Raw genomic sequence first — 13,076 nt, forward strand, 5'->3', positions numbered from 1 at the left:
TTATATGAAAAATCAGACTTAGAATAATAGGCTGCAAGATGGGCATAATGCTTTAACATAAAAGTAACTTCATGAATATACTTATCGGGAGAAAACAATAGGAGGGATTAATATGAAGGATCAACATTATCCGAGCGTACCAATGAAAGGCACAGTGGCTGATTACAAAGGTAAAGGAACTAAAGGAATGAACAAAATGAAAGCGTATTCATATAATGCTAGAATTCGTCCTATCATTCGTATTACTCAGGAGCCGGCTGCGAATGAGGCTAATGTTGTTGATTTTTCAATCCTATTAATGAACGCTTCGGATGTTTTATATTCGCGACTGGTAACGGGTAATATCCCGTTCACGAAGGAGTTGAGCTCCCATGTCTATGACTGAAAATATTGCTCAGGCAGCACTGGGCGCAGCGATAAAGGCCAACAGGGCCATTGCGCCATATGATTATTGCGATGAAGAATCCAGACGGATGTACACGCCTCAATTTGATAAAAAAATGGACAATCCTATATATACCGCTGCAATGGCGGGTCTTCAATCGATCTATTGGTTTCGGGCGATCAAGGTAAAGGGGCTTATCCCTGATGCAAAAGCAGATTATTATGCTACGTATTCTACCAACCATAATCACATCGGAGGAATTGGACTAGCCTACTCGAACAGCCCGACAGGACCATGGACCAAACACGGACAAGTGTATCTTGATACCGTAGTTGGCAATTCGACCGAAACGCCATTTGTGATCTGGAACGATGAAGAAAAATTGTTCTTTATGTATTATCAACAAAACGGACTGGGGATCAATCAATCAACGGCACTTGCAACCTCTGTAGACATGATTAACTGGACAAGAGTGGGTTTGATTCTGGACAAACCTCCCGGTTTCCCAGGTGATGGTCATACCGGTTACTTCTCGTGTTTCAGAAATGGCGGCAAATGGATCGGTTTCTCGGTGATGGGCGGTGGGGATTTTGGACGTAAATGTATATGGTATTCTCATGACGGACGTAGTTGGTTAGCTGATCCAAGACCATTAATGGGTGGTAATGATGCGACTTTATCAGCGGAAGAAAACATTTCGAGACCCAATGCAGGTGTATTTATGTACAAAGGGAGCATGTGGTGGCTGGGTATGTTATCGGCCTATGCTTCCGGTGGAGTTACGACTGTAGCTCGGCCTGCCATTGCCAAGATCAGCGCAGACTTCCGTCAATTGCTGGACAAACCTACAGATATATATTTTCCTACATTGAATTGGGAAACGACCAATATGCAATCCTTGATGGTGTCCGTTATGGACGGGGTAGTGTACGTGTATTACAATACCGATCATAATATCGGTGTAGCTTATTCGGTGGGGGTGTAGAGATGATTATACGTGATGCAGCGGGTCAGATTGTGCCCTTTGGAAAGGTCCACAAGCAGCTTGTGGCCGATTTTCTATACGGAACGTTACCGGATTGGGTGGAGGTTGTGGGCACCCCTACGTTTGAGCCTTTACCCGACAGAGGGACCATAACCGTTACAACACCGACCACAGCAGGAGCGACGGCAGAGTTGAAAATGAAACATCTAATTGACAGCTCCAAAGTAACAGCAATTGCAGTCACTTTGGAAGCGCTACAATTCAACGGCAATATTGGAATATCGGTTCAGGTTGGCATTAAATCGAAGGATAGCAAGGCCGGTATCACCTTTTTTCAAAACGTGAATCAGAAGTATGGGATGGTCCGTGCCTATAAAGCAGATGGAACGTACACGGATTTTAAGCAAAACATGGTTTTTTTCACCACACATGGCGTAGCAGGAGATGAAGCGCAGAACCGTAAGAATCTCACTGTGCTGCTCTGCACCGGGTTACAGTTCTCGGCGGGGTTCGAAAGACCTTCCGTATGGCTTGGTGCGGATGATCAGTATGGAGGTGTTGCTGCTGACCTGAGTGGTGGTTTGTTCCAACATGGAGAATTGCAATGTCTGTTGAAACTCACCACAAGCAAGGCTGAGGCCAAGTATTTCAAATGTGCACAGATGAAAGTGGATATCTGGAGTAACTAATCAAACTGGGGAGCAGTCGGAAGACGAACAAGGAGCCTGATTTGAAGAAAGAGTGTAGACAAGCTAGGCCAGCTCGGATTTGAGAAACTTGAATTGGAATGACAAAGAGAAAAAAAGATGATCTGCATGGATCGGTCAATAACTTACTGGCAGTAATAGGGTACCTAAACACGGACGCTTTGAAAAAGAAGTGCAGTGTTGGGGTACCTTTTTTATTTAGAGAAGGTTCATCATTGTACCGCATGCTGCACCTGCAAGGACAACGATCCAGGGTGGTGCTTTCCAAAAAACGAGCATTAGAAACAACATGCATACCAGTGCAAAATCAACAGGCGTCAGGATCGCAGTTGTCCAGAGTGGATCGTACAACGACGCCAGCAAAATACCTACAACAGCTGCATTAATTCCGCGTAATGCTCCTTGGGTTTTTGAGCTTTTACATAAAGCACTCCAGAAGGGCAATGCGCCTACGATCAGAAGGAAAGCTGGCAAAAAGATAGCGATCGTTGCAACCAAAGCTCCTGAAACCCCACGCATCATCGCTCCTAAATAACCGGCAAAGGTGAACAATGGTCCGGGTACAGCTTGTGCTGCTCCATATCCCGCCAGAAAGTCGGACTTGTTGATCATCCCTGCAGGAACGAATTCACGTTCCAGTAACGGAAGCACAACGTGCCCTCCGCCAAATACGAGTGATCCTGAACGGTAGAAGCTATCAAAGAATAACAGCCACCCCGAACGATCAAAGGGAGTGAGTAACGGGAGAAGGATCAGAATTCCAAAGAACGTAGCCAAACAGACGATTGCCAAGTTACGATTCACAGGGACAGACAAGTCTACTGTTTTAAACTCGGTCATTCTACTAAAAAGGATCATACCTATAACGCCTGCTATCGCAATAAAAAGGATTGGAGTGAATGCAGTCTGCCACACAAGAGTCGCCACTGCAGTAAAGATAGCAATGGTTGCCCTATAGCGGTCAGGAGTTAGTTTTTGCCCCATACCCCATACCGCCTGAGCGACAATAGCTACAGCAACAATTTTCAGACCGTGAATCCAGCCAGTGCTGCTGATATCAAATCCTTGCAGAAGGAAAGCGAACAAGACTAACGCAATGACAGATGGAAGTGTAAAACCAAGCCAAGCCATCAGTCCCCCCAGCAATCCGCCGCGGATAATGCCAATTCCAATCCCGACTTGACTGCTGGCAGGTCCGGGCAAAAATTGACATAGCGCAACTAAATCTGCATAGCTACGTTCATCCATCCATTTTCTACGGCGAACATATTTTTCATGAAAGTAACCAAGATGAGCGATCGGTCCTCCAAATGAAGTCAGGCCGAGTTTGGTTGATACAGCTAGCACCTCATAGAGAGCCCTGGATTTATGTTTGGGCTTGTCCGGGGTTAGAAATGAATTATTCTCCAAACGTGTTATTCCTCCTTAAGTTCAACTTAGGTTATCTGATGACTACAATTATAATCCTCATCATCGCTATTCATTTAAACGCAGCATTAAACTGTATTATTTTTTTACATCATCTATTTACATACACAATTAAATTGTGTACAATGTAATTGTTAGCGACACAAGAGAAGTCGAATTTTAGTCAACATAAATCCATTCAACTAAAGGAGTTTTACAAATGAAAACATTATATGAAACAACAGTCATCAATACAGGTGGACGTCAAGGAATCGTACAATCTCCAGATAACGTGTTTATGTTGGATGTTGCTGCACCACCTGAACTGGGAGGACAAGTGACGACAGCTACCAATCCGGAGCAGTTGTTTGCAGCAGGGTATAGCGCTTGTTTTAACTCCGCACTGGAGTTTCAATTGAAAAAACACAAAGTTGAAATTGAAAGAAGTACTGTTGCTGCAACCGTGATGTTGGTGACGGACTCTGAGGATAACGGCGTGAAACTTCAAGTCGATTTGGAAGTTAAAATTCTCGGTCTGGATGAGGAGACAGCACAGAAATTTGTGAAACTTGCTCATGACTACTGCCCATATTCCAAAGGAATCAAAGGGAACGTGAATGTAAACGTGGAACTGGCGTAAGGTGTAATCACTGAAATGAATTGTTCTTGATAAGAAGCCTCCGAGAAATCGGAGGCTTTTTTGATTTATTTTGCTCCGTTGTAAGATGCGCCTTATCCGGAAAAAACAATAATTATGATTGCGATATACCTATAGGGGGTATAATAAAGGGTATAAATACAATTAAAGGAGTGCGGACACATGAAAAAGTACTTAATGAACATATCAACTATCTTGATCGTAAGCAGTTTGATTTTGGGTGGATGTGGCAAGGAGACTCAGCAGACTATAGAGAGTAACGATGACAGTCATACAGCCACCGCAGGTGAGATGCACCATTCTGAATCTGGAGAGCTGCCGGAAGGATTGCGTGAGAAAAGCAATCCCACCTTTCCAGTAGGAAGCCAGGCAATGATGAGTGCCGATCACATGTCGGGCATGAAGGGGGCAACAGCAAAGATTATTGGAGCTTATGAGACTACGGTATATGCAGTGACGTATACCCCAACCACAGGCGGAGATCCCGTGCAGAATCATAAATGGGTTATTCATGAGGAAATAAAGGACCATACCGATCAATCGTATAAGGTAGGTTCTGAGGTGCTGTTAAGCGCTGATCACATGAAAGGAATGAAGGGTGCCAAGGCCACAATTGAGTCTGCTGAACAAACAACGGTATATATGGTTGATTACACCCCGACAACAGGGGGAGATTTGATAAAAAACCACAAATGGGTCATAGAAGAAGAATTATCTGCGATCCAATAGAACCAATTGCATGAAAAAGCTCTTTTATACAGAAAAAATCAAATTCATACTCAATTATGGGTTATAATGGTATTAAGATTATACAAAACTGCTGAAAGGGGAATGTACCTATGATGGATTTTAGCAAACCACCCCATGGCTCCGAGACGGATACACACCGTCAGCGTCATCAGGAGAATGAACAGAAATACCTGTCCGGAGGCAAGAGCATTTGGTTTGAAATCAGCAACTGGCTCATTCTGGGGGGCATCCTCCTTGTCATATTTTTATTATTTAAATACGTATTTTAAATAGACACACAACCGGGCGAATCCCCATATGATGCATTACATCAGTAAGCACTTGGGGAAATGGGGAATCCGGGATGGCAAAAGCAAAGGGAAAGAAAGCTCCCGCATTAAAGAGTGACAAAATCCGTGTATCCATGAAGTTGGTCACTTCCGATGTATGCGAGAGATGTAAAACACCATGTACACGAGGCATGGATTACGCTGCGCGGATGCGAATCGAAGGGGCTATAGGCAAGGGTGTTCCCTGTATCCTGACCCGCCATACTTCATCATAACCCTTCGTCTAATTCCGTAGTTATAACATGAATAGAACAGAGGCATCCTTTAATGAGGAGAGCCTCTATTTGTGCATTCCAAGGGGTGGAAAAAATTCTGGATAAAAAATGAAAAATGATGAAAAACAGCGCAACTTTGTGGATGAATGTACAGTATAAATGTACAACAGCTAGCAGCAGGGGAGGGAATATTGACGGGATGAAATGGAAACGAGTATTGCTTTGTGTCACGGTATTCTCCTTGCTCGGCGGGTCTTTATTGTTTGCAGATTCGGTGAACGAGAAGATTCGTGTTCTCATTAACGGCAAGGAAGCAGCTGATGGAGGTTATCTCATTGATGGAACGACCTATGTACCTGTAAGGGAAGCCGGAGGCGTCGTCAAATGGGATAGCAGGAACAAGAGAGTAACGGTGATCAAACCGAATGTACATATTTTTCTCTTCAAGGGAGACACTGTATTTGGCAACGTTAACGTAGGGAAGCTGAAATTCAATGTATTTTCCCAAGTGGACAGTCTGACCGCAGATGTAGCTGCGGTGAAAGTAACGATTACCAATCCAAGCGGTCAGGTGAAGGATATCCAGTCACAGGAGCTTACAACGCAGAAGGATAATTTCTGGTTCCGCACTTACGATTTTACGTACGATTTCAGTCGTGCCGGCAAGTATCAAGTCGGCTTTCATATTAAAGAAAATGCAAACAGCAGCTACGTCCTGGTAGCGGAGAAAATCATTACAGCGCTGAACGATTGAAGCGGAAATAACCCTGTGAGTTAAATTGACCTGGGTCATTGAACATGTTACGATATGCAAGGTTACACAATTTCTATTTATAAAGCGAGGTATTTCAATGAGCGATCACACACATGAACACGGCGATGGCTGCGGATGCGGGCAAGACCACGACCACGACCACGAGCATGAAGAAGTCCTTCTCACATTAACAGACGAGAACGGCCAAGACGTGGAGATGGTTTTGGTGGAGACGTTTGACGTGGAGAAGCATGTTTATGCGCTCCTGCTGGAACGTAACAATCCTGAAGCTGACGGCATCATCCTGCGTATGGAAGAAGAAGACGAGGAAATGGTGCTCTACAATATTGAAGACGAAGAAGAGTGGAACCGCGTTGAAGCGGCTTACAACGAACTCGTTGCATCACAAGAATAGTCATTCTTTTGGAACATAACATGAAGGCTCCTTGATTTCAGGGGGGCCTTTTGTTTGCTTTTAAAGAGGTGGACGAGCTGTTTATGACTTGATTGAACGACTAAATAGACGGGAAAATGCAAACTCACTTGTCCGATAAAATGAATTGTCCGACAAAATAAAAAAAAGACCAAGCGTAAGGCTTGGCCCTTCAAGTTTATCCCTGCTCAGCGCTAGGGGGTGTTTTAGAAAATGGCGTCGGCTTCCACGATCACTTTAACGTTGGTTACGCTGCGATCTTCGGGTCCTTTGACAGGCAATCCAACTTCGACATGGTCGATGATGTAGTCGATGTTCTCTTGGGTGATAACTTCACCCGGTAACAGGATCGGAATTCCTGGCGGATAGACATAGATGAATTCCGAGATAATACGTCCTGCGGATTCCTTAAACGGAATCACTTCGGTATCACCATAGAATGCATCACGTGGCGTCAACATCAACTGTGGAATATCCGGAACTTTGACCACCAGTTCATGAGCCGGGTTCACTTGATAATAGGTACGGGAGAGATCCTGCAGGGCGTTCAGCAAGATATCCACGCTGTCGTCCGTATCTCCTGGCGTGATGAGACACAGAATATTGTACATATCACTAAGTTCGACCTCGATGTTGTAATGCTCACGCAGCCAGTTCTCGGTCTCATACCCTGTAATACCCAGATGGCGAACATGGACCGTAACTTTGGTTGGATCGTAATTGAAGGTCGCTTCCGTACCCAGCAGCTCTTTACCGAAGCAATACAGTCCATCCATATCGTTAATCGAACGTCTGGCAAACTCGGCTAGTTCAATCGCCTTCTGTGCAATCTCACGACCGTGGAGTGCCAGGTTACGTCTGGATGTGTCGAGCGAAGCAAGCAAAATGTATGAAGTTGATGTTGAGGTGAGCAGACTCAGGATCGTCTGTACACGCTGTGGATTCACGAATCCATTCTTCGTGTTCAGGTTGAGTACGGAACTCTGTGTCATGGAGCCACCAAGCTTGTGAACACTGGTTGCAGCCATATCGGCACCTGCTGCCATCGCAGACAACGGCAGATCCTCATGGAAATGAATGAGTACGCCATGTGCTTCATCAACAAGCACAGGGACTTGGTAGCTGTGTGCCAGCTCAACTATCTCTTTCAGATCGGTAACCACACCGTAATAGGTCGGGTTAATGACAAGCAATGCCTTGGCATCCGGATGACGCTCAAGTGCACGGCGGATAGACTGTGTGGTCACTCCATGGTCAATACCCAGATTGGCATCTTGTGAAGGAGAAACAAATACGGGTTTGGCGCCTGAGAAAATAATGGCGGACAGAACCGATTTATGCACATTACGGGGCACAATAATTTTGTCACCCGGTGAGCATACAGACAGAATCATGGTCATAATGGCACTGCTTGTGCCTTGTACACTAAAATAGGTATAATCGGCTCCGAAGGCATCTGCTGCCAAAATCTGTGCTTCCTGAATGACTCCGGTTGGCTGATGCAGGTCATCCAGCGGTGCGATGTTAATCAAATCTATGGAGAAGGCATTATCGCCAATAAATTCACGGAATTCGGTATCCGCTCCCAATCCTTTTTTATGGCCCGGAATATGAAACTGTACCGGATTGAGTGCCGCATGATTTTTTAAAGCGGTAAACAGCGGCGTACGGTGGTGATTCATTATTGCTGTCACAACCCTTCCTAATAAAATTGGTAAACAAAGATGAGTATAGCAAATTAAGACCCGAATGCAACAGGTATAATCGACAAATTTTTAAATTGCCGAGATTTGGGCACATTCCCCACGGTTACACTAAAGATAGGGAATAGGTAAATGAACGCCGAAAGGGGAAAAAGAATGCAAACTGATACAAAACCAGCCAAAATTTTGCGATCACCATTTTTTATCGCGATGTGGTTGACACTTTTTCTGGTTGAAATTATCAAAGGAGCCCTGTTGGTAGCTGTTCTGCCCGTGTATATGGACAATATTCTGGGTCTGTCCGCAGGTGTCATTGGTGTGGCATTTGCTCTTCAATATCTGGGAGATAATCTGTTCCGGGCGCCTTCCGGCTGGGCTGCAGAACGGATCGGGTTCCGCGCAACGATGGTCACAGCACTAATCTGCACCTTAATCGCTGTTATTATGATCCTTTTTCTCAAAAGTGCCGTTGGACTGGCCATGGCCTGTCTGATTCTCGGCATCGGCACATCACCGCTCTGGCCTTGCGCCATGACAGGGGTGACTGCGATGTCAGGCCCACAGAACAAGAATGGTACAGCAATGGGTGCGCTGGAGATGGCTGCTCTGGGCGGTACAGGTCTTGGGCCGGTGGGCATGAACTGGTTGCTGGAGCGTACGCATCATGATTATCGCACCATATTTCTGGTGTTGATGGGCTGTGCCATTCTCGTTATTCTGGTAGCCATGATTCTTCCTGGACGTGTCATTGTCGAAGGAGAGCATGCTGAGCAAGCGGTGAAGAATAAAGATCTGAAATATCCAGCCAAACCGAATTTGCTCACACCGTTCATCCGACTGCAAAAGAGTGTAAAGGGCACACTGCAACGGGTACGCAGTACACTTAATGTCAATCCACTGGTGTATCCTGCCTTGTTTATGCAGTCATTTGTCATCGGATTGCTCAGTCCAGTCATCACGCTATATACACGCACAGACCTGCATATCTCACCGAACCTGTATAGTTTGTTGTTGATTGCAGGTGGTGGAATCACCGTTATTGCCTTACTGCCTGTAGGTAAAATGGTAGACAGGTTTGGTACGAAACCGTTCCTGAACGTTGGTTTTTTGATGGCGTCAGCAAGTCTGTTCGCATTTTCCTCCATAACATCCATTCCGGTAGTCTTTGGTGTTGTTATGTTGGTGGGCGTCAGTTATGCCATGATTCTGCCCGCCTGGAATGCGTTTGTAGCCACACTGATTCCCAAAGGGGAGCGGGGAGCGATCTGGGGATTTTTCCTCACTTTGCAGGGATCGGGCATGGTTGTAGGTCCTATTGTTTCCGGATTGTTGTGGGACCACGTTAGCCATCCGGCACCATTCATTGGCAGTGCCGTCGTCATGGCAGGACTTGCCGTAGTACATTTTGTACTATCCCGCAATCCGTTTCGCACCGCTCCAGCCAAATAAAATAGAAAAAAAGGGAGTTCCGTCAACCTTCATGGTTGTGGAGCTCCCTTTTTGATGTCTGTTATAACATGAAAATCGGGGGCTTGCCCCTGTGCGCTTGCGGAAAGCTGTAGTGCTGCCGTCCTTTCGGTGAAAAATAGTCAAATAACCAAGTACCCTTACATAAAATGAAGTATAAAATAGGGTAAGCCGATTGAGTAGAAGCGATTGAAGACGAGGGCCGGAGCAGATCCGGTACAGATGGAGGGAGTGCCGTGAATAAGAGTTATGAAGTTGAATATTGCAATCTGGAGCTGCGGTTCAACCGTCGGCATATCCAAAATTTGATCAGAGACCTTATTCGTGAGGGATATTCACTATATTGGAGCGAGGACGAATCCTTTTTTATACTGTCAGTCCGGACCGGCCGCAAGCTGGTAAAGCTCCGCTTTCAACAGACACGCACGGGGAACTATAAGATGACTGGGGATTACATCATTAAGGACGCAAAGCTTGCAGAATGGCTGGAGAAGCTGATTGGAGATACACGCGGGCATGCAGTTGTGAAGCGGTTTAAGGATCAGCAGATGACGGTGGAGAACATTTTATTCGGTGAAGTGATTCGCCTCGTGGAGGTTTCTGGGTTCAAGCAACGTGTAATCTTTCAAAAAGAACCTGCGCCGACGGCGGAAGAGATGGAAGAAATGTTCCTCTCGCGCGAGGGCGAGGAAAGGCTCATGTTGTTGCGCATGGAAGTGGACGATGAATTGGAGCGTCTCCACACTGCCATACAGACGGATAATGTAGACAAAGCAAATGCTTGCCGTGAAGTCTTAAAACAACTGTCCGGACATCTATTAATGTTGGAAGGTTGAGGAACGGTTAACGCTGTAAGGTGAATGAAAACTGTTCTCGAAAAAAACATCAACTCATATCAAAACCCTGGCGCAAGCCAGGGTTTTATTTGTATGTAGAGGGCATTAGGGACGACAAGGGTCAATGATAGAGTGTTCCGAGCTTTCAATGAAGGCATCGAATTCATCCAATCCTGCGGATAACAAGAGATTGGCTTCATATGAGGTGATGGGGATGGCCCATAGTAACGGAATCGTTTCATGGCCAACGTATATCTGTTCCAGGGATTCGCTTTCGCCTCGCAATTCATCGAGGAGAAAGGCGGTTACGGTCCAACGGGAGGGTGCTAATTCGCTTGGTGTCATCACACGCGGAACCGTTGAATCCGGTACATTTTCGATGTGATGGGAGATTAGATCGGCCATATAGGAGTTCACACGCTCCACACTCTCACCACCGAGATTGGATTGCAGCGCGAGCATCCATTCCGACGCGACCTTCTCTCCTGATGGACGACATGCCTGAGACAATCCGACTGTTGCGAATCGGGCGATGTCTGCATGCGCGGTGGGAGGGAAATAATAAATTTCGATATAAATGCCTCGGTTCGGCTTCGAAAGAACGGTTCTGAGCTCTGGCATACCCCATTCATTGATATAAGACCCCAGCAAAAAGGTTCTGCGAATATCCATTAAAAATTGTTCTTGCTTTGAAAGCTGTTCCCACGCCATGTGTTATGTTCCTCCTTCTTGAGTCCAGGTTCAATAGGTATGATTATACCATCAGATGTACAATATTGGATTACTTTGGTATGAGACAGAGTGATCCCCACTGTATTTATGAAAATACGATGAACACCTCAGCAGATTGGGGTGTTTTCTCGTTGCGTACCTGTGTCACGGGGTTCACTTCTATACATAAAACCGTTAAAATGGGAGTATTGTTGAGAATTTATTTCAATAAAATTAATTGGAGCAAAGGATGGAGGACCAGATGACAAAACAACAAATTGGCGTGATTGGCCTAGCTGTCATGGGCAAAAATTTGGCCCTTAACATTGAAAGCAAAGGTTTCTCAGTATCGGTATATAACCGTTCCCCCGAGAAAACCAATGATCTTCTGAAAGAAGCTGAAGGTAAAAACCTGACAGGTTCATTCTCCATTGAAGAGTTCGTAGCATCCCTGGAATCCCCGCGCAAAATTTTGATCATGGTACAAGCCGGCAAAGCGACCGACGCTACCATTGAACAACTGCTTCCTCACCTGGATGAGGGTGATATCATCATTGATGGAGGGAACGCATACTTCCCTGACACGCAACGTCGCAGTAAAGAGTTGGAAGACAAAGGCATCCGCTTCATCGGTACAGGTGTATCCGGTGGTGAAGAAGGCGCACTGAAAGGCCCTTCCATCATGCCTGGTGGACAGGAAAGTGCTTATAAACTGGTTGAACCGATCCTGACGGCGATCTCAGCCCATGTCGGTGACGATCCATGTTGTACATATATTGGACCTGATGGTGCCGGACACTATGTGAAAATGGTGCATAACGGTATTGAGTACGGAGATATGCAGTTGATCGGTGAAGCGTACCACTTGCTCAAATCCGTATTGAACGTTTCCGTTGAAGAGCTTCATGCGATCTTTACGGAATGGAATCAAGGAGAGCTGGATAGTTATCTGATCGAAATCACAGCAGATATCTTCTCCAAATATGATCCAGAAACCGGCAAACCAATGGTTGACGTTATTCTGGACGCGGCAGGACAAAAAGGAACTGGTAAATGGACAAGCCAAAGTGCGCTGGATCTCGGTGTTCCATTGTCCATGATAACAGAATCCGTATTCTCCCGTTTCCTGTCTGCCATGAAGGACGAGCGTGTAGCAGCTAGCAAAATCCTGAGTGGACCAGCAACTGAAGCATTCTCTGGCGACAAAAAAGCGTTCATCGAGAGCGTGCGTAAAGCATTGTTTGCAAGTAAAATCGTATCCTATGCACAAGGATTTGCACAAATGCGTGCAGCTTCCGATGAGTATGGCTGGGATCTGAAATACGGCAACATTGCCATGATCTTCCGCGGTGGATGTATCATCCGTTCGCAGTTCCTGCAAAACATCAAGGAAGCTTATGATAAAGATGCAGCTTTGAAAAACTTGCTCTTGGATCCTTACTTCCAAAACATCGTTGAGTCATATCAAGGCGCATGGCGTGAAGTTGTAGCGGCTGCTGTAAAACAAGGTGTTCCCGTACCTGGTTTCTCCAGTGCATTGTCTTACTACGACAGCTACCGTACAGAGCGTTTGCCAGCAAACTTGCTGCAAGCACAACGTGACTACTTCGGTGCTCACACGTTCAAACGTGTGGACAAAGAAGGCAGCTTCCACCACAACTGGATGGAGTAGTACCACCTATACGAATCGATGAGATTTGGGTTGAGCGTCTTAAAGTGGCAGATTTGGCCTGCTA

Annotated in this window: 15 protein-coding genes; 12 read left to right on the forward strand and 3 right to left on the reverse strand. The window is 45.7% G+C overall.

The window, feature by feature from the left end; genetic code table 11:
• Positions 1 to 112: 112 nt before the first annotated feature.
• From MKY73_RS09060 to MKY73_RS09070, 3 genes are read left to right on the forward strand one after another with little or no spacing between them, the layout of a single operon-like run.
• On the forward strand, positions 113 to 385 hold the full coding sequence (locus MKY73_RS09060; RefSeq protein WP_339306981.1) for a hypothetical protein: 273 nt from the start codon (positions 113 to 115) through the stop codon (positions 383 to 385).
• Positions 372 to 1,370, forward strand: coding sequence for a hypothetical protein (locus MKY73_RS09065; protein WP_339306982.1), 999 nt, complete (start codon positions 372 to 374; stop codon positions 1,368 to 1,370). Before MKY73_RS09060 ends, MKY73_RS09065 begins: the two co-directional genes overlap by 14 nt.
• A gap of 2 nt (positions 1,371 to 1,372) precedes the next feature.
• Entirely contained in the window at positions 1,373 to 2,059 is a 687-nt protein-coding gene (locus MKY73_RS09070) for a hypothetical protein (protein ID WP_339306983.1), read from the forward strand.
• Between the two features lie 216 nt (positions 2,060 to 2,275).
• Here the strand turns inward: MKY73_RS09070 and MKY73_RS09075 are convergent, their stop codons facing one another.
• Complete coding sequence (locus MKY73_RS09075) at positions 2,276 to 3,487, reverse strand: chromate transporter (protein ID WP_339306985.1); 1,212 nt, start codon at positions 3,485 to 3,487, stop codon at positions 2,276 to 2,278.
• 217 nt (positions 3,488 to 3,704) lie between these two features.
• Here MKY73_RS09075 and MKY73_RS09080 point away from each other — a divergent pair, with 217 nt between their 5' ends.
• The 6 genes from MKY73_RS09080 to MKY73_RS09105 all read left to right on the forward strand — a co-directional run bounded on the left by MKY73_RS09080 (position 3,705) and on the right by MKY73_RS09105 (position 6,605).
• The gene (locus MKY73_RS09080) at positions 3,705 to 4,124 is read left to right on the forward strand and encodes an organic hydroperoxide resistance protein (RefSeq protein WP_017687397.1); all 420 of its coding nucleotides are present in this window, start codon (positions 3,705 to 3,707) and stop codon (positions 4,122 to 4,124) included.
• A gap of 180 nt (positions 4,125 to 4,304) precedes the next feature.
• Positions 4,305 to 4,871, forward strand: coding sequence for a YdhK family protein (locus MKY73_RS09085; protein ID WP_339306986.1), 567 nt, complete (start codon positions 4,305 to 4,307; stop codon positions 4,869 to 4,871).
• Between the two features lie 110 nt (positions 4,872 to 4,981).
• Complete coding sequence (locus tag MKY73_RS09090) at positions 4,982 to 5,161, forward strand: hypothetical protein (protein ID WP_339306988.1); 180 nt, start codon at positions 4,982 to 4,984, stop codon at positions 5,159 to 5,161.
• Between the two features lie 74 nt (positions 5,162 to 5,235).
• Positions 5,236 to 5,436 (forward strand): hypothetical protein, encoded by a 201-nt coding sequence (locus tag MKY73_RS09095; protein WP_133385501.1) that lies wholly within the window; start codon positions 5,236 to 5,238, stop codon positions 5,434 to 5,436.
• A gap of 199 nt (positions 5,437 to 5,635) precedes the next feature.
• Positions 5,636 to 6,190, forward strand: coding sequence for a copper amine oxidase (locus MKY73_RS09100; protein WP_339306990.1), 555 nt, complete (start codon positions 5,636 to 5,638; stop codon positions 6,188 to 6,190).
• A 97-nt stretch (positions 6,191 to 6,287) separates the two neighbouring features.
• Positions 6,288 to 6,605, forward strand: coding sequence for a DUF1292 domain-containing protein (locus MKY73_RS09105; protein WP_036614722.1), 318 nt, complete (start codon positions 6,288 to 6,290; stop codon positions 6,603 to 6,605).
• 224 nt (positions 6,606 to 6,829) lie between these two features.
• Here MKY73_RS09105 and MKY73_RS09110 read toward each other — a convergent pair whose 3' ends face one another.
• Positions 6,830 to 8,305 (reverse strand): aminotransferase class I/II-fold pyridoxal phosphate-dependent enzyme, encoded by a 1,476-nt coding sequence (locus tag MKY73_RS09110; RefSeq protein WP_278299186.1) that lies wholly within the window; start codon positions 8,303 to 8,305, stop codon positions 6,830 to 6,832.
• Between the two features lie 177 nt (positions 8,306 to 8,482).
• Between MKY73_RS09110 and MKY73_RS09115 the strand changes: the two genes are divergently transcribed.
• Both MKY73_RS09115 and MKY73_RS09120 read left to right on the forward strand, forming a co-directional pair.
• Complete coding sequence (locus tag MKY73_RS09115) at positions 8,483 to 9,775, forward strand: MFS transporter (protein WP_339306992.1); 1,293 nt, start codon at positions 8,483 to 8,485, stop codon at positions 9,773 to 9,775.
• Positions 9,776 to 10,029: 254 nt separating this feature from the next.
• On the forward strand, positions 10,030 to 10,629 hold the full coding sequence (locus MKY73_RS09120) for a hypothetical protein (protein WP_339235755.1): 600 nt from the start codon (positions 10,030 to 10,032) through the stop codon (positions 10,627 to 10,629).
• A 105-nt stretch (positions 10,630 to 10,734) separates the two neighbouring features.
• Here MKY73_RS09120 and MKY73_RS09125 read toward each other — a convergent pair whose 3' ends face one another.
• Positions 10,735 to 11,340, reverse strand: coding sequence for a suppressor of fused domain protein (locus MKY73_RS09125; RefSeq protein WP_339306994.1), 606 nt, complete (start codon positions 11,338 to 11,340; stop codon positions 10,735 to 10,737).
• Between the two features lie 262 nt (positions 11,341 to 11,602).
• Here MKY73_RS09125 and gndA point away from each other — a divergent pair, with 262 nt between their 5' ends.
• The gene (gndA, locus tag MKY73_RS09130) at positions 11,603 to 13,012 is read left to right on the forward strand and encodes an NADP-dependent phosphogluconate dehydrogenase (protein WP_339306996.1); all 1,410 of its coding nucleotides are present in this window, start codon (positions 11,603 to 11,605) and stop codon (positions 13,010 to 13,012) included.
• Positions 13,013 to 13,076 lie beyond the last annotated feature (64 nt).

The sequence above is a fragment of the Paenibacillus sp. FSL R5-0519 genome (assembly GCF_037974275.1).
Lineage (GTDB): Bacteria > Bacillota > Bacilli > Paenibacillales > Paenibacillaceae > Paenibacillus.